Genomic DNA, 22962 nt, shown 5'->3' with positions numbered 1-22962 from the left:
GACACCGCTCGCCGATCGGAGTTGACCCATGTCTCTTTCCTCAGCAGCAGGGCGGGCCTCATCCGCCCTGCAGCGGCTCAAGGGCCAGACCGACGCCGCCGCCCGCTCCGCCCAGGGGCTCGGGCGTTCCGCGCAGACCGGCGACCGCGAGCTCAAGAAGATCCGCGCCTCCGCCCAGACCTCCGCCCGCGAGCTGTCCACCCTGCAGCGCTCCGCCGACAAGGCCGAGCGGTCGCTCGCCAAGGCCGGGACCACCGGGCAGAAGGGCGGTACGCAGATCGGGACGTTCAAGTCCGGGGCCGACAAGGCGTCCAAGGGCATGAACGGCCTCAACAAGTCGATGCGCGGGAACATCATCGGGCAGCTGCTCTCGCTGCTCGCCCCGCTCATCGAGCGGGTCGTCGACATGGCGTCCCGCTCCAAGACCCTGCAGAAGGTGCTCAAGGTCGCCTTCGACGCGATCAGGAAGGTCATCAGCACGGTCATGAAGGCCGTCGGGCCGATCATGACCAAGGCCGGCGCCCTGATGAAGACGGTCTGGAACGGCATCAAGAAGGCCGTCACCGTGGTCGTCAAGGCCGTCGCCGCCGTCATCACGACCTACTTCAACGCCTGGCGCAAGCTCATCACGACGGTGATGAACGCGATCAGGAGCGTGATCTCCAGCGTCTGGAACGGGATCCGGAAGGTCATCACCCCCGTCGTCAACTGGATCCGCAACACCGTCCCGCAGGCCTTCAGCCGGGTCAGGGAGCGGCTCTCCGCCGTCTGGGGCGGGCTCAAGGACATCGCGGGCCGGGCCTTCGGACGGATCACGGGGGCGGTGAGGGGGCCGGTCAACGCGGTGATCCGGCTCATCAACTCCGCGATCGACCGGCTCAACCGGATCAAGGTCTCCATCCCCGGCTGGGTCCCCGGCGTCGGCGGCAAGAGCTTCGGCATCAGCCTGCCGAAGATCCCGCAGCTCGCGGCCGGCGGCATCGTGCAGCCGCGCAACGGAGGTGTCCACGCCATCGTCGCGGAGGCCGGTGAGGCCGAGGCCGTCCTGCCGCTCTCCAAGCTGGACCGGCTGCTGCGCCACACCGCCCGCCGCTCCCGGGCGGACGCGTACAACGCCACGACCGGGGCCGTCGCAGGCTTCCAGATCGAGCACTACTACGAGGCGTCCTCCGCCGACCTCCAGGAGACCGCCGCCGCCCTGCTGTTCCTCTCCAAGGCGCGCGGATGAGTACGGCAGCGATCCGGGCGGGCGCCGACCCGCTCGCGGGCGTGGCCGGTCCGCTCGCCGCCTTCCGCACTCGGCTCGGCGCGGCCGGCACCTCCCTCCGCAACGCCGTGCGGGACGTCGGCCGGGCCCGGTCCGCCTCCGACGGCATCCGGGGCGGCGCGGCCTCCGCCGACCCGGCCCTGCGTCAGCTGAGGACCGGGGCGGACGCGGCCGGGAGGGCGGTGGCGAAGACCGGCCGCACCGCCGGGACCACGGCGACCAGGCTCCGTACCGGCAGCGGCGGGGCCCGGTCCGCAGCCGCACCGCTCGGCCCCCTCTCCGCCGGCTCCACCGCCTTCGGAGGCGTGGCCGGGATCCTGGGCAAGGGCACCGGCACGGTCTCCGGGCTGATGGGCTTCTTCGGCGGGGCGCTCACCGTCGCCGCCGGTGCGGTGACGGCCGTCAACGTGGCGATGCGGGCCAATCCGTTCGGGTTCGTCCTCGGGCTGATCGTGCCGCTCGCGGGCTTCCTCATCGAGTACGCGCTCAGCTCGCAGACCGGCCAGAAGATCATGAAGCAGGTCTTCGACCAGGTCCTGGCGGTCTTCCGGGCCATCGGCAAGTTCCTCGGGCCCGTCGTGCAGGGGTACGCCAAGGTCGTCTCCGCGCGGTTCACCGCCGTACGCACCATCGTCACCGCGGTGCTCAAGGGGATCGGCGCCGCCCTGTCCGCCGGCTTCAACGGCGCCCGTACGGCCGTCGGTTCGGCGACCCGGGCGGTGACCGGGCTGGTGAGCGGGGCCTGGAACGGCTTCCGGCGGATGATCCAGCCCACCCTGGACTGGATCACCCGGCGCATCCCGGCCATGTTCACCCGGGTCAGGGACGCCACCTCGCGCACCCTGCACGGCATGGGCGACTTCGTCTCCACCGGGATGCAGGGCGTCATGGCCGCCGTCACCGGCCCGGTCAAGGCGCTGATCTCCTTCGCCAACTGGGTCGTCGACGGCCTCAACCAGCTGAGCTTCTCCGTCCTCGGCAAGAAGTTCGGCGTGGACCTGCCCAAGATCCCGCAGCTCGCGGAGGGCGGAGTCGTCCAGCCCGCGGGCGGCCGCTCGGGCGCCGCCTCCGTCCAGCCGCTCTCCGCGCTGAGCCGGCTGCGCCCGGCCGAGGCGGGCCCGCGGCCGGACCGGGCCGCCGGTTCCCCGGAGCGGACCCGGCTGCGCACGTACCACGCGGCCGGGCGCGGCGGCCCGCTCGCCATCGCCTCCGACCTGCTGTTCCTGCACGGGGCGGCGGCATGAGCCCCCGACCGCCGCACGACTGACGCAGCCCCACGGCTGAAGCCGCCCGACGACCGAAGCGAGGTGACGGCCCCTCATGGCCGAGACCACAACCACATACGCGTACGAGACCGCACCCGGCTCACTGATCACCCGCGACGGGCAGATCCAGTGGGCCGGACTGCTGATGGGCCCCGGTACCCCGTACGAGATCGACCGCACCGGCATCACCGGCTGGGACGACCTGCCGACCCTCGACAGCGGCGACGTCTCCCGTCCCGACCGGCACGGCGCCTGGCCCGGCGCGCAGTGGGCGCAGTCCCGGCTCGTCGGGGCGACCGTCTGGCTGCTGCCCCGCACCGCCGGGGACGCCCTGGCCGTGTCCACCGCCTTCCGGGACGCCACCGGGGCGGACGGCTCGGAGGACTGGCTGGCGGTACGGCTGCACGGGGAGACCCTGGCGGTACGGGCCCGGATCAGCCGGAAGGTCGTACCCCAGGACCGGTCCTACGTGGTGCACGGCGCCTCGAAGACCACTCTCCAGTGGACGGCCACCGACCCCCGCCGCTTCGGCGCCGTGCTCCGGGAGTGCCGCGCCCGGCTGCCGGTCCCCGAGCCGGGGCTGCTCTGGCCCGAGAAGGCCGAGGAGGGCGGGCTCGGCCTGGAGTGGCCGCTGGACTGGGGGCTCACGGGCCCGGCCGGGACCGGCGCCTCCGGCTCCTGCACCGCCGTCAACGCGGGCTCGGCGACGGCCCATCCGCTGATCGAGTTCCGGGGGCCGGTCCGGCGCCCGACGCTGACCCGGCTCACCGACGGCCGGCAGCTCCAGTACGACATGGTGCTCGGCCCCCAGGACGTGCTGGGCGTCGACACCGAGGCCGGGACCGTCCTGCTCAACGGGACGGCCTCCCGCCTCTACACCGCCACCGCCGCCTCCGCCCCCGAGCAGCTGTTCGGTCTGGCGCCGGGCGCCACCGAGCTGGCGTTCCGCTCCAACGACACCACCCCCGCCCCGGAGGCCTCCGTCACCGTCCGGTGGCGCGACGCCCACTGGTGAGCCCCTCGCGCACCCGCCGTCGAGGCGGCGCGGAGCGCGAAACCTCTCCGGCCCACCACGACCACCCCATCCGTCTTGCTCCCAGGAGGACCCCATGCCCGTACGCAGCGCCTGGCTGATCAACCGCACCGAGACCGAATCCGGCCAGTCCCGCGCCGACACCCGCCTCTCCCCGCTCGGGACGATGGCCCCGACCGGCCCCCTGACCAGCGCCGGCGGGGTGATCCCCGGCGCCGAGAACGGCACCTACCTGATGTCCGGGCTCTACGTGTACGGCGAGACCGCGGGCATGCGCGCCACCGTCGTTCCGGGCCGGGCCGTGATCCAGGGCCAGGGCCGGGCCGGGGCCTACCCGGTCGTCCTCACCGACTACACCGACGTGGGCTTCGACGACGGCGACGCCGCCAACCCCCGGATCGACCTGGTGGTCCTGCGGGTCCGCGACGCCCAGTTCGACGGCGAGGGGGGCGCCACCGAGGCCACCCTGGAGGTCATCAAGGGCGAGCCGAAGGGCTCCCCCGAGCCGCCGCTCCTCCCGGACGCCGCCCTGCCGCTCGCCCGGGTGCTGGTCCCGGCCGGCGCCTCCGTCGGCACCGGCGGCATCGACTGGGCCAACGCCGTGTACGACCTGCGCGTGCCCACCGTGGCCGTCGGCGGCATCCTCCCGGAGTCCTGGAACCGCGATGTGCCCGGCGGTTACGTCGGCCAGTACCGCGACACCAGCCGGGAGCTGCAGCGCTGGGACGGCACCCGCTGGTCCGCCTACCCGCGCCAGGTCGGCGGCATCGCCCCGCAGGGCGCACTCGCCCAGGGCGAGTACACCGGGCAGTACCGCGACGAGGGCGGGCGGCTCCAGCGCTGGGACGGCACCGTGTGGCGCCCCGCCGTCACCGCGTCCGGCTGGGCCAACAACACCGACGGCGGCTACTGCACCAGCACCACCTGGGTCGAGGCGGTGACCGGCACGGTCGGCCCGACCATCACCGCAGCGTTCACCGTACCGGTCTCCGGCGCGGTCATGGTGACCCTGGGATTCCTGGGGAACACCGCGGTGGAGGGCCAGTGGGCCCGGATGAGTGCCAACATCCGCAAGGACGGGGTGCTGGTCGTCGCCGCCGACGAGCGGCGCTCGGCCGAGGTCGGCACCAAGTCGTCGGTCTCGGTGTCGGCGACGTTCCGGGTGACCGGGCTCCAGGCCGGCGCCGTCTACACGGCCGTCTCCGCCTACTGCTCCTCCGCGACCAGCAGCCGGGGCTGGTACGACAACCGCTTCATCCGCGTCGACCCGGTCCTGTGAGGAAGCCCGTGTCCCGTACCCCCTCATCCCCGGACCCCGTCTACCGGGCCCTCTTCTGCGATCTGCGCACGGACCGGCTGCTGGACGTCCTGCCCCTGACAGAGACCAAGTTCGACGACTTCATCGGCAAGCCGGGCTCCCTCTCCGCCACCGTCCCCCTTCCGCAGGGGGCGCTCGCGGCCCGGGCCCGGGAGGCGCTGCGGCCCGGCCGCACGGCGGTCTGGCTGGAGCGGGACGGCGACATCTGGTGGGGCGGGGTGCTCTGGACCTGCACCCCGGCCTCGGACGAACAGGGCCGGCTCACCGTGCAGTTCCAGGCCGGGACCTTCGACTCGTACCTGGACCACCGCATCCTGGGCCCGGACCTGGGTCCCGGCATCGGGCTGGACCAGTTCGACATCGCCCGGATCCTGGTCGCCCACGCCCAGGAGCAGCCGGGCGGGGACATCGGGATCAGCCTCGGCCATGAGCGGTCGGGGATCGTACGCGACTACGCCCCCGCCTACTCGGCGCTCGCCCGTATCCGCGAACTCCTCGACAAGCTGGGCCAGTTGAACGACGGCTTCGAGTGGCGCATCCACTGCTACCGGGATGCCGAGGGCAACCGCGTCAAGCAGCTCCAGCTCGGCCACCCGGAGATCCGCACCGGCCACAGCGACCTGGTACTGGACCACCCCGGCCCCGTCCTCGCCTACAGCCTGCCCACCGACTCGACCGTGCAGGCGAACGTGTGGGTGGCCCGGGGCGAGTCGGCCAACACCGACCAGTCCCAGGAGTCCGAACCGCTGACGGTCTCCGAGGAGCTGCCCGAGGAGTTCGCCCAGGGCTGGCCCCGGCTGGAGCAGACCTCGGACCACGGCGGGGTGAGCGACGTGGCGACCCTGCGGTCGCTGGCCCGCGCCGAACTGGCCCGGCAGCGGCGGCCCGAGGTCATCCCGGAGCTGACCGTACGGCTGGACGGGCAGGTCACCCCGGCGCTGATCGGCGCCCGGATCCGGCTGCGTGTCCACGACCTGTGGCACCACGAGGGGCTGGACGCGCACTACCGGATCGTCGGGATGGCGGTCACCCCGCCGCAGCGCGCCAAGCAGGAGACCGCCGTCCTCTACCTGGAAGGAGTGTGACCCGTGGCGATCATCCCCACCGACCTGCTCGACCGCATCCGCGCGCTGGAGCGCCAGGTCAGGGAGTTGATGTTCAGCGCCAACGCCACGCCCGCGCTGAACAGCATCGCGGACGGCGAGGTGGTCATCGGTGAGCACGGCCGGCTGCGGGTGCGTACGGCGGGCGACCAGGACCTCCTCTACCTCGGCCGGGTCGCGCCCGACCGCGACGAGGAGACCTCGCAGCAGGGGCTGGTGGTCCGCCGCGACGACGGTTCGCTGGCGCTGACGGTGTGGACCGGGGCGCCGGACCCGCAGGCGGTCCAGCCGGTGCGGATCCTGGACCGGCGGGGCAACGTGGTCCTGGCCGACGACACCGTAAGGGGCGGGCTGGCCCGTCCCTACCTCCCCTTCGCGCTGCCCGCCCCCGTCGACCCGGCCCGCTGGGAGTCCACCGGCGCCACCGCCTGGACCACGCTCCGCCGGGGCCCCGGCCTCGTCCAGCACCCCCGCCTGCACTGCGAGATCGCGGTGGCGGGCGCGCCGGGCGAGGTCCGGCTGCTGGTGGACGGCGTCCAGCTGGGCCCGGTGGGCGGACCGGGGGCGGGGCTGGTGCTGACGGAACGGGTGGGGGTGGAGTACGGGGCGACGGTGACGTTCGAGATCCAGGCCAGGGTCACCACGGCCGGCACCACGATCCGCTGCCACCCGCTGACGCTGTACGGCCTGGAGTCGTAGGGCCCGGCCGCACCACCTCAGCCCGTCCGCACCACCTCAGCCCGTCCGGCGCTTGAGGACGGAACCCTCGCGGGGGACGAGCCCGCACCCACATCCGCCCGCCCGCAGGCGCACCCCACCCCACCCCCAGGCTTCCGTCCTCAAACGCCGGACGGGCTGGGGGTGGCACCCCGCCCCCCACGCCCGACGGGCCGGGAGGGCGGCCCACCCAAGGAGCCCCATGCTGCCCCAGAGCATCCCCACCGTGACCGTCACCGCCCGCTACCTCACCCCCGACGGCCGCCCCATGAGCGGTACGGTCGACTTCCGGACGCCCGCCCTGCTCACCCACGCCGAGGAGGACCTCTTCCTGGGCGGCCCCACCCGCGCCACCCTCGACTCCGAGGGCCGGGTCCACGTCGTGCTGCCGGCCACCGACGCCCCCGGCTGGAACCCCGCCGCGTGGACGTACACCGTCACCGAACGGCTCTCCGGCCTCGGCCGCACCGCCCGCAGCTACCAGATCGCGCTGAGCGCCGACCACCCCACCGTGGACCTGGCCGACATCGCCCCGGCCGACCCGGCCAACCCGCAGTACGTCGCCGTACCGGGCCCGGCCGGACCGCCCGGCGAACTCGGCCCGCAGGGGCCCGCCGGAACCGTGCACTCCGTCAACGGGAAGACCGACGCGGACATCGTGCTCACCGCAGCCGACGTCTCCGCCGTGGACGCCTCCCGGGCCGGCACCCCCGGCGGCGTCGCCACCCTCGGCACCGACGGCCTGGTCCCGGCCGACCAGCTCCCGCCCGGCGGCGGTGCCGTGGCCTCGGTCAACGGCAGGACCGGCAACGTCACCCTCGCCGCCACCGACGTAGGCGCCCTCTCCCAGGCCGCCGGCGACGCCCGCTACCTGGCCGTCGACGGCTCCCCCGTCACCTCGGTCAACGGCCGCACCGGCGCGGTCGTCCTCAACGCCACCGACGTCTCGGCCGTGGCGAGCGGCGACGCCGTCCTGCTCACCGGCGCCCAGACCGTCCAGGGCACGAAGACCTTCGCCGCCCCGCCGCTCACCACCGTCACCCCCACCACCGACGACCAGCTCACCCGCCGCGGCTACGTGGACGCGGTCTCCTCGGCGGGCAGCTGGTCCCCGTCCGCCGCCGGGTTCGCGGGCTGGGCCTTCGACCCGGCCTGCGGCTCCGCCGCCACCGCGCAGTACTGCGTCAACGGCTGGGTCTACCTCATCGGCGTCCCGCTGCACGCACCGACGATCGTGAAGAACATCGCCTTCTACGTCCCCGGCTATGCGGGCAACACCCTGGGCGCCGCCTCCTTCGCGGGCCTCTACACCAGCGCCGGAGCACTCGTCGGCGTGACCGCCGCCCTGAACACCCTGTTCACCGCGACCGAGGGCCGCACCGTCGTCTGCCCGCTCACCGACGCGTACACCGCCGCCCCGGGCAACTACTGGGTGGCGCTGGTGATCAACGGCCCCAGCCCCAACACCACCGGCCCCGCCTTCCTGCGCGGCTCCAGCGTGGGCCAGGCCCCGGGCGGCAGCGCCCGGATGCCCGGCTACTTCATCCGGCACGGCCGCCTCAGCACCACCGGCCAGACCTCGCTGCCCGCCTCCTTCCCGGTGAGCAGCATCGTCGCCGACTCCAACGCGATCTGGGCCGCGCTCGCCACCTGACCCACCCGCGCCACCCCGAGCCCGAGCCCCGTACCGGTCCCGCCCCCTTCCGGTACGGGGCTCCGCCACGCCCGCCCCCGTACACCGCCCCACCCGTACGCGACCCCGTACCGACCCCACCCCCGCACACCCACCGACCGCACACCGCACCGGAAGGACCGTCCCCGTGGCCACACCACTCACCGCCGACCGGCTGCTCGCCGCCCTGCGCGCCGAAGGCGTCACCGTCGTCGAGCACCCGGGGTGGCGCACCCACCACCGCAACCACAAGGGCGCCTGGGGCCCCGTGAACGGGGTGATGATCCACCACACCGTGAGCAGCGGAAGCGCCGCTTCCGTCGCCCTCTGCCGCGACGGCTACGCCTCCCTTCCCGGCCCGCTCTGCCACGGGGTCATCGACAAGGCGGGCACCGTCCACCTGATCTCGGCCGGCCGCGCCAACCACGCGGGCGGCGGCGACCCGGCGGTGCTCGCCCGCGTCGTCGCGGAGGACTACGGCGACCGCCCGCCCGCCCCGCGCGCCCACGACGGCAGCGCGGGCGCCGTCGACGGCAACGCCCGCTTCTACGGCTTCGAGTGCGTCAACCTGGGCGACGGCAAGGACCCCTGGCCCGCCGCCCAGCTGGAGGCGATCGAACGCGCGTCGGCGGCCCTCTGCCGGGCCCACCGCTGGACCGCCCGCTCGGTCATCGGCCACGCGGAATGGTCGGCCGCAAAGATCGACCCGCGCGGCTTCACCATGACGTCGATGCGGACCCGCATCGCGACCCGTCTGACGGCCACCCCGGGAACGCCCCCGAAGCAGCCCTCGAAGCCGTCGCCCCCCGCGAAGCCCGCCCGGCCCAACCGCCCCGCCACCCCCCGCCACCAGCCCTTCCCCGGCGCCTCCTTCTTCAGCGCCCGCCCCAGCTCCCCCGTCGTCACCGCCATGGGCCGGAGGCTGGTGGCCGAGGGCTGCGGGGCGTACGCCGTCGGGCCCGGGCCCCGGTGGACCGAGGCCGACCGGCGCTCGTACGCCGCCTGGCAGCGCAAGCTCGGCTTCCGCGGCGCCGACGCCGACGGCCTGCCCGGCCGCACGTCCTGGGACGCCCTGAAGGTCCCGTACACCACCGAGAACCCGTGAATCCGCGCACCCGTGACCGGATGGAGGAGCCTGCCATGTCCGACGCCGCCCGGCGTACCGCCCGTACCGTCCTGCAGACGGCCCTCGCCCTTGCCGTGCTCCTGCCCGCACTCGTGGACGCGTCCGGCGTCCCCGCGACCCTGCCCCGGGTCGCCGGGGCCCTGGCCGTCGCGGGGGCGGTGACCCGGGTGATGGCCGTACCGGGCGTCCAGGCCCTGCTGCCGCGCTGGCTGCGCACCGAACCGCCGGAGGGCCGCCCATGACCGATACCGACCCGAACAACCCCGTGGCCGTCGCCCTGGAACTGGAGCGGATGCGCGGCAGCCTGGAGGCCGGCTTCGCCCGCGCCGACGGGCAGCTGGCGCTCCTGGTCCAGCGCAGCGACCAGACCGACAAACAGCTCGCCGACCACGAGGCCCGCCTCGACCTGCTGGAACGCTCCCGCTGGCCGCTGGCGAGCATCGCCGCGCTCACCGCCACGGCCGGCGTCGCCATCGCGCTCTGGGAGACGCTCCGCTGAACCGGACCGGCCCCACCGGCCCCGCACACGCCGAAGGGCGGCCACCCCGTGACGTACGGGACGGCCGCCCTCAGGCGTTCAAGCGACTCGCTTACTGGTTGTACGGACCGTAGTCGTAGTCCTCCAGCGGAACGGCCTGGCCGGAGCCCGTGCCGAACGGCGAGTAGTCGATGTCGTCGTAGCCGACGGCCGAGTACATCGCGGCCTTGGCCTCCTCGGTCGGCTCGACCCGGATGTTGCGGTAGCGGGAGAGACCCGTACCGGCCGGGATGAGCTTACCGATGATGACGTTCTCCTTGAGGCCGATCAGGGAGTCCGACTTGGCGTTGATCGCCGCGTCGGTCAGGACCCTGGTCGTCTCCTGGAAGGACGCCGCCGACAGCCACGACTCGGTGGCGAGCGAGGCCTTGGTGATACCCATCAGCTGCGGACGGCCGGAGGCGGGGTGACCGCCCTCGGTGACCACACGCCGGTTCTCGGTCTCGAACTTCGACCGCTCGACCAGCTCGCCCGGAAGCAGCTCCGCGTCGCCGGACTCGATGATCGTCACACGGCGGAGCATCTGCCGGATGATGATCTCGATGTGCTTGTCGTGGATCGACACGCCCTGCGAGTTGTAGACCTTCTGGACTTCGCCGACCAGGTGGACCTGGACCGCACGCTGGCCGAGGATGCGCAGCACGTCGTGCGGGTTGGTGGCACCCACGGTGAGCTTCTGGCCCACCTCGACCGGGTCGCCCTCGCCCACGAGCAGACGGGCACGCTTCGAGATCGGGAACGCCGTCTCGTCGCTGCCGTCGTCCGGGGTGACGACGATCTTCTTGGTCTTCTCGGTCTCCTCGATCCGCACGCGGCCCTTGGCCTCGGAGATCGGGGCGACACCCTTCGGCGTACGGGCCTCGAAGAGCTCGACGACTCGGGGCAGACCCTGGGTGATGTCGTCACCGGCCACACCACCGGTGTGGAAGGTACGCATCGTCAGCTGGGTGCCGGGCTCACCGATGGACTGGGCGGCGATGATGCCGACCGCCTCACCGATGTCGACCAGCTTGCCGGTGGCGAGCGAGCGTCCGTAGCAGAAGGCACAGGTGCCGACCGCGGACTCACAGGTCAGGACCGAGCGGGTCTTGACCTCCTCGACGCCGGCGCCCACCAGGGCGTCGATCAGGACGTCACCGAGGTCGACGTTGGCAGGCGCGATGACCTTGCCGTCCACCACGACGTCCTCGGCGAGCATGCGGGCGTAGACCGAGGTCTCGACGTCGTCCGTCTTGCGGAGCACGCCGTCGGCGCCCTTGACCGCGATCTTCAGCTTCAGGCCGCGGTCGGTGCCGCAGTCCTCCTCGCGGATGATCACGTCCTGCGAGACGTCCACCAGACGACGGGTCAGGTAACCCGAGTCGGCGGTACGCAGGGCGGTGTCCGCCAGACCCTTACGGGCACCGTGCGTGGAGATGAAGTACTCCAGAACGGTGAGGCCCTCGCGGAAGGACGCCTTGATGGGACGGGGGATCGTCTCGTTCTTGGCGTTCGACACCAGACCACGCATACCCGCGATCTGACGCATCTGCATCATGTTTCCTCGGGCACCCGAGTCGACCATCATGAAGATGGGGTTCGTCTTCGGGAAGTTCGCGTTCATCGCCTCGGCGACCTCGTTGGTCGCCTTGGTCCAGATCGCGATGAGCTCCTGCGTGCGCTCGTCCTTGGTGATCAGACCGCGCTCGTACTGCTTCTGGACCTTCTCGTCCTGCTCCTCGTAGCCCTTGACGATGGCCTTCTTGGCCTCGGGCACGACGACGTCGGAGATGGCCACGGTGACGCCCGAACGGGTCGCCCAGTGGAAGCCCGCCGCCTTCAGGTTGTCGAGCGTCGCCGCCACGATGACCTTGGGGTAGCGCTCGGCCAGGTCGTTGACGATCTCGGAGAGCTGCTTCTTGCCCACCGAGTAGTCGACGAACGGGTAGTCCTCGGGCAGCAGCTCGTTGAAGAGCGCGCGGCCCAGGGTGGTCCGCAGCCGGAAGGTGTCACCCGGCTGGTACTCGGGCTCGCCCTCCTCGGCGACCGGCGGCACCCAGCCACGCGGCGGCATGGTGCCGACCGGGAAGCGGATGTCGACGGTGGACTGGAGCGCCAGCTCACCGGCGTCGAACGCCATGATCGCCTCGGCCGTGGAGCCGAACGCGCGGCCCTCGCCCTTGGTGTCACGGAGCTGGCCGTCGGTGGTGAGGAAGAACAGCCCCAGCACCATGTCCTGGGTCGGCATGGTGACGGGACGGCCGTCGGCCGGCTTCAGGATGTTGTTCGAGGACAGCATCAGGATGCGGGCCTCGGCCTGCGCCTCCGCGGAGAGCGGCAGGTGCACGGCCATCTGGTCACCGTCGAAGTCCGCGTTGAACGCGGTGCAGACGAGCGGGTGGATCTGGATGGCCTTGCCCTCGACCAGCTGCGGCTCGAAGGCCTGGATGCCCAGGCGGTGCAGGGTGGGCGCACGGTTCAGCAGCACCGGGTGCTCGGCGATGACCTCTTCGAGGACGTCGTACACGACGGTGCGGCCACGCTCGACCATGCGCTTGGCCGACTTGATGTTCTGCGCGTGGTTCAGGTCGACCAGGCGCTTCATCACGAACGGCTTGAACAGCTCCAGCGCCATCGCCTTCGGCAGACCGCACTGGTGCAGCTTGAGCTGCGGACCGACGACGATCACGGAACGCGCGGAGTAGTCCACACGCTTGCCGAGGAGGTTCTGACGGAAGCGGCCCTGCTTGCCCTTGAGCATGTCGCTCAGGGACTTCAGCGGGCGGTTGCCCGGGCCGGTGACCGGACGGCCGCGACGGCCGTTGTCGAACAGCGCGTCGACAGCCTCCTGGAGCATGCGCTTCTCGTTGTTCACGATGATCTCGGGCGCACCGAGGTCGAGAAGGCGCTTCAGGCGGTTGTTGCGGTTGATCACACGGCGGTACAGGTCGTTCAGGTCGGAGGTCGCGAAGCGGCCACCGTCCAGCTGCACCATCGGACGCAGGTCCGGCGGGATGACCGGCACGCAGTCGAGCACCATGCCCTTGGGCTTGTTGCTGGTCTGCAGGAACGCGGAGACGACCTTGAGGCGCTTGAGCGCACGGGTCTTCTTCTGGCCCTTGCCGGTACGGATGATCTCGCGGAGGCGCTCGGCCTCCTCGTCGAGGTCGAAGGACTCCAGGCGCTTCTGCAGCGCGGCGGCGCCCATGCAGCCGTCGAAGTACGTGCCGAAGCGGTCACGCAGCTCGCGGTAGAGCAGCTCGTCGCCCTCCAGGTCCTGGACCTTGAGGTTCTTGAAGCGGCTCCACACCTCGTCGAGGCGGTCGATCTCGCGCTGCGCGCGGTCGCGCAGCTGCTTCATCTCGCGCTCGGCACCTTCGCGCACCTTGCGGCGTACGTCGGCCTTGGCGCCCTCGGCCTCCAGCTCGGCCAGGTCGGTCTCGAGCTTCTTGGCCCGGGCCTCCAGGTCGGCGTCGCGGCGGTTCTCGGTCTGCTGGCGCTCGACGGAGACGTGCGCCTCCAGGGACGGCAGGTCGCGGGTACGACGCTCCTCGTCCACGAACGTGATCATGTACGCGGCGAAGTAGATGACCTTTTCCAGGTCCTTCGGCGCGAGGTCCAGCAGGTAGCCGAGGCGCGAGGGAACGCCCTTGAAGTACCAGATGTGGGTGACGGGAGCGGCCAGCTCGATGTGGCCCATCCGCTCACGACGCACCTTGGCGCGAGTGACCTCGACGCCGCAGCGCTCACAGATGATGCCCTTGAAGCGGACACGCTTGTACTTGCCGCAGTAGCACTCCCAGTCCCGGGTCGGACCGAAGATCTTCTCGCAGAAGAGTCCGTCCTTTTCGGGCTTGAGGGTGCGGTAGTTGATGGTCTCCGGCTTCTTCACTTCGCCGTGGGACCAGGTCCGGATGTCGTCCGCGGTGGCAAGGCCGATCCGCAGCTCGTCGAAGAAGTTGACGTCGAGCACTTGTCGTCAATCCCTCTTTCGGGGGTTCGAGCCCCTTCGCCTCAGGCGAGAGAACGGGGCACTTCAGCAATGGTCTGAACGGGTCCGGGGAGAGCCGGCCGGATCACGGGGATCCGGCCGGCGAACCCGTCAGACCTCTTCGACGCTGCTCGGCTCGCGCCGGGACAGGTCGATACCGAGTTCCTCCGCCGCGCGGAAGACGTCCTCGTCCGTGTCGCGCATCTCGATGGACATGCCGTCCGAGGACAGCACCTCCACGTTGAGGCAGAGCGACTGCATTTCCTTGATGAGCACCTTGAAGGACTCGGGGATCCCGGGCTCGGGGATGTTCTCGCCCTTGACGATGGCCTCGTAGACCTTCACGCGGCCGGTGACGTCGTCGGACTTGATCGTCAGCAGCTCCTGGAGGGCGTAGGCGGCACCGTATGCCTCCAGTGCCCACACCTCCATCTCACCGAAGCGCTGTCCACCGAACTGGGCCTTACCACCCAGCGGCTGCTGGGTGATCATGGAGTACGGACCGGTCGACCGGGCGTGCAGCTTGTCGTCGACCAGGTGGTGGAGCTTGAGGATGTACATGTACCCGACCGAGACCGGGTCCGGGAACGGCTCACCGGAGCGGCCGTCGAACAGCTTGGCCTTGCCGGAGGGCTGGACCAGGCGGTCGCCGTCGCGGTTGGGGATCGTGGCCTCGAAGAGACCGGAGATCTCGTCCTCGCGCGCACCGTCGAAGACGGGGGTGGCGACGTTGGTGCCGGGGGCGACCTGGTCGGCGCCGATGGACTGCAGGCGCTTGGCCCACTCGTCACCGAGGCCGGAGACGTCCCAGCCGCGGCTGGCGAGCCAGCCGAGGTGGATCTCCAGGACCTGTCCCGGGTTCATTCGGGACGGGACACCCAGCGGGTTGAGGATGATGTCGACCGGGGTGCCGTCCTCCAGGAACGGCATGTCCTCGATCGGCAGGATCTTGGAGATGACGCCCTTGTTGCCGTGACGGCCGGCGAGCTTGTCACCGTCGGTGATCTTGCGCTTCTGCGCGACGTAGACGCGGACCAGCTGGTTCACGCCCGGCGGCAGCTCGTCGCCCTCTTCGCGGTCGAAGACGCGGACGCCGATGACCTTGCCGATCTCACCGTGCGGCACCTTCAGCGAGGTGTCGCGCACCTCGCGCGCCTTCTCACCGAAGATCGCGCGGAGCAGGCGCTCCTCGGGGGTCAGCTCGGTCTCGCCCTTGGGCGTGACCTTGCCGACGAGGATGTCACCGGCGACGACCTCGGCACCGATGCGGATGATGCCGCGCTCGTCGAGGTCGGCGAGGACCTCCTCGGAGACGTTCGGGATGTCCCGGGTGATCTCCTCGGGGCCGAGCTTGGTGTCACGGGCGTCGACCTCGTGCTCCTCGATGTGGATCGAGGAGAGGACGTCGTCCTGCACGAGGCGCTGCGACAGGATGATCGCGTCCTCGTAGTTGTGACCCTCCCACGGCATGAACGCCACGAGGAGGTTCTTGCCGAGGGCCATCTCACCGTTCTCGGTGGCCGGGCCGTCGGCGAGGACCTGGTCGGCGATGATCCGGTCGCCCTCGGAGACGACGACCTTCTGGTTGACCGAGGTGCCCTGGTTGGAGCGCATGAACTTGGCGATGCGGTACGTGGTGTACGTACCGTCGTCGTTCGTGACGGTGATGTAGTCCGCGGAGACCTCCTGGACCACACCGTCCTTCTCGGCCTTGAGCACGTCACCGGCGTCGGTGGCGCAGCGGTACTCCATGCCGGTGCCGACGAGCGGGGCCTCCGACTTGATCAGCGGCACCGCCTGGCGCATCATGTTCGCGCCCATGAGGGCACGGTTGGCGTCGTCGTGCTCCAGGAAGGGGATCATCGCGGTGGCGACGGACACCATCTGGCGCGGCGAGACGTCCATGTAGTCCACCTCGGAGGCGGGGACGTAGTCGACCTCTCCCCCGCGGCGGCGGACCAGGACGCGCGGCTCGGTGAAGCGCAGCTCGTCGGAGAGGGTCGCGTTCGCCTGGGCGATGACGAAGCGGTCCTCCTCGTCGGCGGTGATGTAGTCGACGTCGTCGGTGACCTGGCCGTCGACGACCTTGCGGTACGGCGTCTCGATGAAGCCGAACGCGTTGACGCGGCCGTACGAGGCGAGCGAACCGATCAGACCGATGTTCGGGCCTTCAGGGGTCTCGATCGGACACATGCGCCCGTAGTGGGACGGGTGCACGTCACGGACCTCGAAGCCGGCCCGCTCACGCGAGAGACCACCCGGGCCGAGCGCCGAGAGACGGCGCTTGTGGGTGAGACCCGAGAGCGGGTTGTTCTGGTCCATGAACTGCGACAGCTGGCTGGTGCCGAAGAACTCCTTGATGGAGGCGACGACCGGCCGGATGTTGATCAGGGTCTGCGGCGTGATCGCCTCGACGTCCTGGGTCGTCATGCGCTCGCGCACGACGCGCTCCATCCGCGCCAGACCCGTACGGACCTGGTTCTGGATGAGCTCGCCGACGTTGCGCAGACGGCGGTTGCCAAAGTGGTCGATGTCGTCGGTCTCGACGACGATCTCCCGGCCCGACTCGCCGATCGTCTCGGTCTCACCGGCGTGCAGCTTGACCAGGTACTTGATGGTCGCGATGACGTCGTCGGTGGTGAGCACGCCGGCGTCCAGCGGCTCGTCGGCGCCGAGCTTCTTGTTCACCTTGTAGCGGCCGACCTTCGCGAGGTCGTAGCGCTTCGGGTTGAAGTAGAGGTTCTCGAGCAGCGTCTGAGCGGCCTCGCGGGTGGGCGGCTCGCCCGGGCGCAGCTTGCGGTAGATGTCGAGCAGCGCGTCGTCCTGGCCCTGGGTGTGGTCCTTCTCCAGGGTCGCGCGCATGGACTCGTACTCGCCGAACTCCTCGAGGATCTGCTCGGTCGTCCAGCCGAGAGCCTTGAGGAGGACGGTGACCGACTGCTTGCGCTTGCGGTCGATGCGGACACCGACCATGTCGCGCTTGTCGATCTCCATCTCCAGCCAGGCACCCCGGGAAGGGATGATCTTGGCCGAGAAGATGTCCTTGTCGGACGTCTTGTCGATGGAGGAGTCGAAGTAGACACCCGGCGAGCGGACCAGCTGCGACACGACGACACGCTCGGTGCCGTTGATGACGAAGGTGCCCTTGTTGGTCATGAGCGGGAAGTCGCCCATGAAGACCGTCTGGGACTTGATCTCGCCGGTCTCGTTGTTGGTGAACTCGGCCGTGACGAAGAGCGGCGCGGCGTACGTGAAGTCGCGCTCCTTGCACTCGTCGATCGAGTTCTTCGGGGGCTCGAAACGGTGGTCGCGGAACGTGAGCGACATCGACCCGGAGAAGTCCTCGATCGGGGAGATCTCCTCGAAGATCTCCTCCAGGCCGGACTTGGTGGGGACGTCTTGTCCACTGTCCAGAGCAGCCTCGACGCGAGCCTTCCAGGCGGCGTTGCCGAGGAGCCAGTCGAAGCTCTCGGTCTGCAGCGCGAGGAGGTTCGGAACCTCGAGGGGCTCCTTGATCTTTGCAAAGGAGATGCGCAGCGGGGCGGTGCTGGCACCGTTGTTCGTATTCGCGGTCGAGGCGTTGCGCGAGGCGGCCAAGAGGGGGTCCTTCCGAGGGCTCGGACTCACTACGCGCGTACCGGTCCCGCATTGGACACCCAGACACACCGTCCCGAACGGGCCGAAAAGGGCCAGCTCAGCGAGGGTCGGTCATCGATGCTCAAGTGCGGGCATGCCCCTGGTGACGGGCAGGAGGCAGCTAACAGGCAGCGCAAAGGGTCAGTGTAGCCAAGCGGCACACTGATGTCCAGTCGGGGTTCTCAGAGACCCACGTCGCTCTCAACAGCTGTTCTCAACTACCTATGTGTTCAGGCCCTCGCGCGGGGTGCGCGCTTCTTTACTTCCCTCTTCACTCTCGATCCATGCCTCGGATACGGATCGAAGTGATGACGCGTCCTGAGAATTGCGCGCCTCGTGCCGTTCGTCAAGGCCCACCGGCCCGAACGGGCCCCCGGAGGGTCGCTCCAGCCGCCCCGGGGAAGGCTGTGGCAGGCCCCTGGGCGCCTCGCGGGAGACGCACGGCGAAGATCACCCTACTCGCCACCGGCGGAAGAGCAAGGCAGCCGCCACGGGTACGCCGAAGGGCGACCACCCGGATGGATGATCGCCCTTCGGTACGGACGCGGGACGCGCCCGGGGAGCCGTGAGGCCCCCGAGGTGTTACTTGACCTCGACGGAAGCGCCGGCGGCCTTGAGGGACTCGGCAGCCTTCTCGGCGGCCTCCTTGGCGACCTTCTCGAGGACCGGCTTCGGGGTGCCGTCGACGAGGTCCTTGGCCTCCTTCAGACCCAGCGAGGTCAGCTCACGCACGACCTTGATGACCTGGATCTTCTTCTCGCCGGCACCGGTGAGGATGACGTCGAACTCGTCCTGCTCCTCAGCGGCCTCGGCAACGGCGCCCGGGCCGGCCGGACCGGCGACGGCGACGGCCGCGGCGGCGGTGACGTCGAACTTCTCCTCGAAGGCCTTCACGAACTCGGAGAGCTCGATGAGGGTCATCTCCTCGAACTGCGCGAGCAGGTCGTCCTGGGACAGCTTCGCCATGACAGGCGTCCTTCCACTATTCGGCAGGTGCCGGATGTATATGTCGGCGGGCGTACGTGGAGCCCGCTGGACCGCTGAGCGTGATTACTCGGCGGCCTCGGCGGGAGCCGGAGTACCGGCACCGCCCTGCTCTTCCTTCTTGGCGCGAAGAGCTTCCGCGGTGCGGACGAACTTGGAGGGCAGGGCCTGGAAGACCTGCGCCGCCTGCGTCTGCTTGCCCTTGAAAGCACCGGCCAGCTTGGAGAGCAGAACCTCGCGGGACTCGAGGTCCGCGAGCTTCTTGATCTCATCGGCGGACAGCGCCTTACCGTCAAGGACACCGCCCTTGATGATGAGGTTCGGGTTGTCCTTGGCGAAGTCACGAAGACCCTTCGCCGACTCCACCGGGTCACCGGTGACGAAGGCAACCGCCGTCGGACCCGAGAACAGGTCGTCCAGCGCGTCGATCCCGGCCTCGTTGGCCGCAATCTTGGTCAGCGTGTTCTTCACCACGGCGTACTGGGCGTTCTCACCGAGCGAACGACGCAGCGTCTTGAGCTGCGCCACGGTGAGACCCCGGTACTCGGTCAGCACAGCGGCGTTCGAGCTGCGGAACTGGTCCGCGAGCTCGGCTACCGCGGCAGCCTTGTCGGGCCTTGCCATGAGCGTCGGCCTCCTTCCGGGTGATGAGGACCGCTCAGAAGGGGCCGGGAAAGACGAAACGCCCCAGCACAAGTGCCAGGGCGCGGCTCGACCGGACTCACGTCCGGGAGCAGTTCCACAGTCACCTGCGCAGGTCGTCCGATCTAGCGGAACCTTCGGTCACCGTCACCCTTGCGGGAGCACAGCGACGACCAGCGGTCTTTGGCTTCCTGTGGAGCGTACGCGACCGGGGGCGCGCCGGGCAAATCCGGCGCCGCCCGCCCCGGCGCGGAGGGTTTAACCGCAGGTCAGGAGGACCGATCCCGACTGCCGCTCGACGACGTCGAGGAAGTCCACGGCGTCGTCGGCCGGCGGCCTCTCGACCGGGACCTCCGTCGCGTGGTCGCCGGAGCAGACCGTGGAGTCGGACGCGGCGGTCCCGCTCTCGTCGCGCGCGGCCGGCTCGGCCACGTCGACGGTGCCGGAGCAGCGGGTCGCGGAGACGCCCCGTACGGCCTCCTGGCCGGCCTTCCTGCCGTCCCCGGCGGGCGCGGTGCCGCCGGTGTACGTGACGGTGAGCGAGCCCGAGAGACCGTCGGCCCGGCCGATGGCCCCGTGGACTCCTTCCCTCGGATACGAGGACGGGCCCCGCAACCTGTGAAGGTTGCGGGGCCCGTCCACACAGAGCACGCCTGTGACGCGGCTACCGGGTGAGCGCGGTGGCTCAGACGGCGGCCGGGTCCTCCTCGACGAGGAGGTTGCGGGTGCGGTTGGCGTCCAGCGGGATGCCGGGGCCCATCGTGGTGGCCAGTGCGGCCTTCTTGATGTAGCGGCCCTTGGCGGCGGACGGCTTCAGACGGAGGACTTCCTCCAGCGCCGCTGCGTAGTTCTCCACCAGCTTGGTCTCGTCGAACGAGACCTTGCCGATGATGAAGTGCAGGTTGGAGTGCTTGTCGACGCGGAACTCGATCTTTCCGCCCTTGATGTCGGTGACAGCCTTGGCGACATCGGGGGTGACGGTGCCGGTCTTCGGGTTCGGCATCAGACCACGCGGACCGAGCACGCGGCCGAGGCGGCCGACCTTGCCCATGAGGTCCGGGGTGGCGACGACGGCGTCGAAGTCCAGACGGCCCTTGGCCACCTCGTCGATGAGCTCGTCGGCGCCGACGATGTCGGCTCCGGCGGCTTCCGCGGCCGCAGCACGGTCACCGGTCGCGAAGACCAGGACCCGGGCGGTCTTGCCGGTGCCGTGCGGGAGGTTCACGGTGCCGCGGACCATCTGGTCGGCCTTGCGCGGGTCGACACCCAGGCGGAAGGCGACCTCGACGGTGCCGTCGAACTTCGTGGAGGCGGTGTCCTTGGCGAGGCGGACGGCCTCGAGCGGGGCGTACAGGCGCTCCCGGTCGATCTTGGCGTCCGCAGCGCGGAGGTTCTTGCTGCGCTTCACTTCTACTCCTGTGGTTTCAGAGTGTGGAGTCGTGGTGCGGACCAGCGCTTGGTCCTACCACTGGGGGTGACGGGGCTGGATCAGCCTTCGACCGTGATGCCCATGGAACGGGCGGTGCCGGCGATGATCTTCGACGCGGCGTCGAGGTCATTGGCGTTCAGGTCGGGGAGCTTCGTCGTGGCGATCTCGCGGACCTGGGCAGCCGTCAGCTTGGCGACCTTGGTCTTGTGCGGCTCGCCGGAGCCCTTCTCCACACCCGCGGCCTTGAGGATCAGCTTGGCGGCCGGCGGAGTCTTCGTGATGAAGGTGAAGGAGCGGTCCTCGTAGACCGTGATCTCCACCGGCACGACCATGCCACGCTGCGACTCGGTCGCGGCGTTGTAGGCCTTGCAGAACTCCATGATGTTGACGCCGTGCTGACCGAGCGCGGGGCCGACCGGCGGGGCCGGGTTCGCCGCACCGGCGTTGATCTGGAGCTTGATAAGCCCCGTGACCTTCTTCTTCTTGGGAGGCATTGCTCTCTCCGGGTCCTAGTGAGAGGTGTTTCGCCGCCGATCCGGTCATCCGGATGGAGGCATACCGCACAACGATAACGGGTATAGGTGTGCGACCAAAAACCCAGCAGGTCAGAGCGGCCGCGAAGCCCCTCTGACCTGCTGGGTAGGCATGTGTCCAGATACCGGCGGGAAGCGCTAGTTCTTCTGGATCTGGTCGAAGCTCAGCTCGACCGGGGTCTCGCGGCCGAAGATCTCGACGAGGCCCTTGACCTTCTTCGAGTCGGCGTTGATCTCGTTGATCGTGGCCTGGAGCGTGGCGAACGGGCCGTCGGTGACGGTGACCGAGTCGCCGACCTCGAAGTCCAGCACCTGGACCTCGACCTTGCGGGCCGGAGCCGGCTTGCCCTCGGCCTCGGCGGCCTCGCGGGCGGCCTTCTCCTCGGCCTCCGGGGCGAGCATCTTGACGATCTCGTCCAGGGTCAGCGGGTACGGGTCGTAGGCGTTGCCCACGAAGCCGGTGACGCCCGGCGTGTTCCGGACGACGCCCCAGGACTCGTTCGTCAGGTCCATGCGCACCAGCACATAGCCGGGGAGCTTGTTCTGCCGGACGTTCTTGCGCTCACCGTTCTTGATCTGGACGATTTCCTCTTCAGGCACCTCGGCCTGGTAGATGAACTCCTCCACGTTGAGCGAGACGGCGCGCTGCTCCAGGTTGGCCTTCACGCGCTTCTCGTACCCGGCGTAGGTGTGGATGACGTACCACTCGCCGGGGAGACCGCGCAGCTCGTCACGGAGGGCGGCGACGGGGTCGACGGGGGCGGCCGGCTCGGCCTCCTCCTCGTCGGCGCTCTCGTCGTCGTCGGCCTCGGCGTCTCCCGCAGCCTCGGCGACGGCGGCGTCCTCGTCGGCCTCGACCGTCTCGTCCGCCACGGCCTCGGTGTCCACAGCGGCCTCGGCCCGGTCGGGCTCCACGGAGTCAGCAGCCTCAACGATGTCGAGCTCGTCCTTGCCGGACTTGGAGGCGCCCGCCTCGGGCTCGACGGAGTCGTTCAGGTTCGGGTCAGACACGATGGCTGCTTCTTCCTGGATACAAAGGGTGGAACATGCGGAGGGGGGCGCCGGTCGGACGCCTTCCGCCGGCTCAGCCGAAGACGTACTTGATGACCCGCGCGAATCCCATGTCGAGAACGGTAACGATACCGATCATCACGACGACGAACACGATGACGACGGAGGTGTACGTCGTCAGCTGGCTGCGGGTCGGCCAGACAACCTTACGGAGTTCGGCGACGATCTGGCGGTAGAACAGCGCGAGGCGGCCCAGAGGACCCTTCTTGCCGCGCTTGCCGCCCTTCCGAGTCTTCTTCTTGGACTCGGGGGATTCATCCTCAGCATCAGGCATGTCGATGGAGCCCACGGCGTCCGTCACGCTTCTCACCTGATTCCGGGTCGTGGCCGTGCCGCGCCCGGTGGAGCCGCACGGCTGTGCAATGAAGTACGTACATGCGCACACATCCTGGCGAAGGAGTGTGTAGCAGGGCCGGAGGGACTTGAACCCCCAACCGCTGGTTTTGGAGACCAGTGCTCTACCAATTGAGCTACGACCCTTTGTGGTTTCCACCAACCTACCGCATCCTCCCCGGTGCCCGGGCGCAGGAACAGTGCGGCTGGTGAAGGCCAACGACAGGTGAGTGTACGTGCTCGGGGCCGCTGCGTCGAACAGACAACTACCGACCGGTCCTGTCCGGTTCCCGTACAGCTCGTGTCCGGTCCCTGAAACCCGTGT

At 70.1% G+C, this 22962-nt stretch carries 19 protein-coding genes and 1 tRNA gene; 10 read left to right on the top strand and 10 right to left on the bottom strand.

Translation table 11 applies throughout. The annotated features are described in order from the left end of the window. The first annotated feature begins 28 nt into the window (after positions 1 to 28). The 10 genes from ACQ9ZG_RS20710 to ACQ9ZG_RS20665 all read left to right on the top strand — a co-directional run bounded on the left by ACQ9ZG_RS20710 (position 29) and on the right by ACQ9ZG_RS20665 (position 10000). Positions 29 to 1228, top strand: a complete 1200-nt coding sequence (locus ACQ9ZG_RS20710; RefSeq protein WP_109916055.1) for a phage tail protein — start codon at positions 29 to 31, stop codon at positions 1226 to 1228. Continuing rightward, the gene (locus ACQ9ZG_RS20705) at positions 1225 to 2511 is read left to right on the top strand and encodes a phage tail family protein (RefSeq protein ID WP_499281042.1); all 1287 of its coding nucleotides are present in this window, start codon (positions 1225 to 1227) and stop codon (positions 2509 to 2511) included. The genes ACQ9ZG_RS20710 and ACQ9ZG_RS20705 overlap by 4 nt, the downstream gene beginning before the upstream one ends. Positions 2512 to 2587: 76 nt before the next feature. Further along, positions 2588 to 3547 carry a phage distal tail protein gene (locus ACQ9ZG_RS20700; RefSeq protein WP_109915952.1) on the top strand — a complete coding sequence of 320 codons (960 nt, stop codon included), beginning with the start codon at positions 2588 to 2590 and terminating at the stop codon, positions 3545 to 3547. Positions 3548 to 3641: 94 nt separating this feature from the next. Continuing rightward, on the top strand, positions 3642 to 4844 hold the full coding sequence (locus ACQ9ZG_RS20695; RefSeq protein WP_028416699.1) for a hypothetical protein: 1203 nt from the start codon (positions 3642 to 3644) through the stop codon (positions 4842 to 4844). An 8-nt stretch (positions 4845 to 4852) separates the two neighbouring features. Then, the gene (locus ACQ9ZG_RS20690) at positions 4853 to 5968 is read left to right on the top strand and encodes a hypothetical protein (RefSeq protein ID WP_084992870.1); all 1116 of its coding nucleotides are present in this window, start codon (positions 4853 to 4855) and stop codon (positions 5966 to 5968) included. A gap of 3 nt (positions 5969 to 5971) precedes the next feature. Continuing rightward, positions 5972 to 6685: a hypothetical protein gene (locus ACQ9ZG_RS20685; RefSeq protein WP_099219702.1), complete on the top strand. Its 714-nt coding sequence runs from the start codon at positions 5972 to 5974 to the stop codon at positions 6683 to 6685. Between the two features lie 220 nt (positions 6686 to 6905). After that, the gene (locus tag ACQ9ZG_RS20680; protein WP_109915950.1) at positions 6906 to 8357 is read left to right on the top strand and encodes a phage tail protein; all 1452 of its coding nucleotides are present in this window, start codon (positions 6906 to 6908) and stop codon (positions 8355 to 8357) included. Between the two features lie 166 nt (positions 8358 to 8523). Then, on the top strand, positions 8524 to 9480 hold the full coding sequence (locus ACQ9ZG_RS20675) for a peptidoglycan-binding protein (protein WP_499281040.1): 957 nt from the start codon (positions 8524 to 8526) through the stop codon (positions 9478 to 9480). A gap of 35 nt (positions 9481 to 9515) precedes the next feature. Further along, positions 9516 to 9743 (top strand): hypothetical protein, encoded by a 228-nt coding sequence (locus tag ACQ9ZG_RS20670; protein WP_019765124.1) that lies wholly within the window; start codon positions 9516 to 9518, stop codon positions 9741 to 9743. Continuing rightward, positions 9740 to 10000: a hypothetical protein gene (locus ACQ9ZG_RS20665; protein WP_018490793.1), complete on the top strand. Its 261-nt coding sequence runs from the start codon at positions 9740 to 9742 to the stop codon at positions 9998 to 10000. The genes ACQ9ZG_RS20670 and ACQ9ZG_RS20665 overlap by 4 nt, the downstream gene beginning before the upstream one ends. Before the next feature lie 91 nt (positions 10001 to 10091). Here the strand turns inward: ACQ9ZG_RS20665 and ACQ9ZG_RS20660 are convergent, their stop codons facing one another. The 10 genes from ACQ9ZG_RS20660 to ACQ9ZG_RS20615 all read right to left on the bottom strand — a co-directional run bounded on the left by ACQ9ZG_RS20660 (position 10092) and on the right by ACQ9ZG_RS20615 (position 22784). Further along, positions 10092 to 13991 (bottom strand): DNA-directed RNA polymerase subunit beta', encoded by a 3900-nt coding sequence (locus tag ACQ9ZG_RS20660; RefSeq protein ID WP_018490792.1) that lies wholly within the window; start codon positions 13989 to 13991, stop codon positions 10092 to 10094. 129 nt (positions 13992 to 14120) lie between these two features. Then, positions 14121 to 17606, bottom strand: coding sequence for a DNA-directed RNA polymerase subunit beta (gene rpoB, locus ACQ9ZG_RS20655; protein WP_018490791.1), 3486 nt, complete (start codon positions 17604 to 17606; stop codon positions 14121 to 14123). Between the two features lie 621 nt (positions 17607 to 18227). Further along, a complete protein-coding gene (gene rplL / locus ACQ9ZG_RS20650; protein WP_010058811.1) occupies positions 18228 to 18611 on the bottom strand; it encodes a 50S ribosomal protein L7/L12 in 384 nt (127 codons plus the stop codon). Positions 18612 to 18695: 84 nt separating this feature from the next. Next, complete coding sequence (gene rplJ / locus ACQ9ZG_RS20645) at positions 18696 to 19253, bottom strand: 50S ribosomal protein L10 (protein WP_018490790.1); 558 nt, start codon at positions 19251 to 19253, stop codon at positions 18696 to 18698. Between the two features lie 276 nt (positions 19254 to 19529). After that, a complete protein-coding gene (locus tag ACQ9ZG_RS20640; protein ID WP_109916492.1) occupies positions 19530 to 19886 on the bottom strand; it encodes a hypothetical protein in 357 nt (118 codons plus the stop codon). 70 nt (positions 19887 to 19956) lie between these two features. Beyond that, positions 19957 to 20679, bottom strand: a complete 723-nt coding sequence (gene rplA / locus ACQ9ZG_RS20635; RefSeq protein WP_018490788.1) for a 50S ribosomal protein L1 — start codon at positions 20677 to 20679, stop codon at positions 19957 to 19959. Positions 20680 to 20759: 80 nt separating this feature from the next. Then, entirely contained in the window at positions 20760 to 21194 is a 435-nt protein-coding gene (rplK, locus tag ACQ9ZG_RS20630) for a 50S ribosomal protein L11 (protein WP_018101261.1), read from the bottom strand. A 177-nt stretch (positions 21195 to 21371) separates the two neighbouring features. Then, positions 21372 to 22244 (bottom strand): transcription termination/antitermination protein NusG, encoded by an 873-nt coding sequence (nusG, locus tag ACQ9ZG_RS20625; RefSeq protein ID WP_109916493.1) that lies wholly within the window; start codon positions 22242 to 22244, stop codon positions 21372 to 21374. 73 nt (positions 22245 to 22317) lie between these two features. Beyond that, on the bottom strand, positions 22318 to 22605 hold the full coding sequence (secE, locus tag ACQ9ZG_RS20620; protein ID WP_018490786.1) for a preprotein translocase subunit SecE: 288 nt from the start codon (positions 22603 to 22605) through the stop codon (positions 22318 to 22320). A gap of 106 nt (positions 22606 to 22711) precedes the next feature. Further along, positions 22712 to 22784, bottom strand: a tRNA-Trp gene (locus tag ACQ9ZG_RS20615). Between the last annotated feature and the right edge of the window lie 178 nt (positions 22785 to 22962).

Source organism: Streptomyces araujoniae (genome assembly GCF_050871195.1).
In the GTDB taxonomy this organism is placed as follows: domain Bacteria; phylum Actinomycetota; class Actinomycetes; order Streptomycetales; family Streptomycetaceae; genus Streptomyces; species Streptomyces bacillaris.
The sequence above is the reverse complement of the archived record's forward strand: the minus strand, read 5'-3'. Positions and strand labels throughout refer to the sequence as shown.

Bases quoted from the DNA above. Each gene is read 5' to 3' on its own strand.
- ACQ9ZG_RS20710 (WP_109916055.1), top strand. From the start codon at position 29: ATGTCTCTTTCCTCAGCAGCAGGGCGGGCCTCATCCGCCCTGCAGCGG.
- ACQ9ZG_RS20705 (WP_499281042.1), top strand. From the start codon at position 1,225: ATGAGTACGGCAGCGATCCGGGCGGGCGCCGACCCGCTCGCGGGCGTG.
- ACQ9ZG_RS20700 (WP_109915952.1), top strand. From the start codon at position 2,588: ATGGCCGAGACCACAACCACATACGCGTACGAGACCGCACCCGGCTCA.
- ACQ9ZG_RS20695 (WP_028416699.1), top strand. From the start codon at position 3,642: ATGCCCGTACGCAGCGCCTGGCTGATCAACCGCACCGAGACCGAATCC.
- ACQ9ZG_RS20680 (WP_109915950.1), top strand. From the start codon at position 6,906: ATGCTGCCCCAGAGCATCCCCACCGTGACCGTCACCGCCCGCTACCTC.
- ACQ9ZG_RS20670 (WP_019765124.1), top strand. From the start codon at position 9,516: ATGTCCGACGCCGCCCGGCGTACCGCCCGTACCGTCCTGCAGACGGCC.
- ACQ9ZG_RS20665 (WP_018490793.1), top strand. From the start codon at position 9,740: ATGACCGATACCGACCCGAACAACCCCGTGGCCGTCGCCCTGGAACTG.
- rplL (WP_010058811.1), bottom strand. From the start codon at position 18,611: ATGGCGAAGCTGTCCCAGGACGACCTGCTCGCGCAGTTCGAGGAGATG.
- rplJ (WP_018490790.1), bottom strand. From the start codon at position 19,253: ATGGCAAGGCCCGACAAGGCTGCCGCGGTAGCCGAGCTCGCGGACCAG.
- rplK (WP_018101261.1), bottom strand. From the start codon at position 21,194: ATGCCTCCCAAGAAGAAGAAGGTCACGGGGCTTATCAAGCTCCAGATC.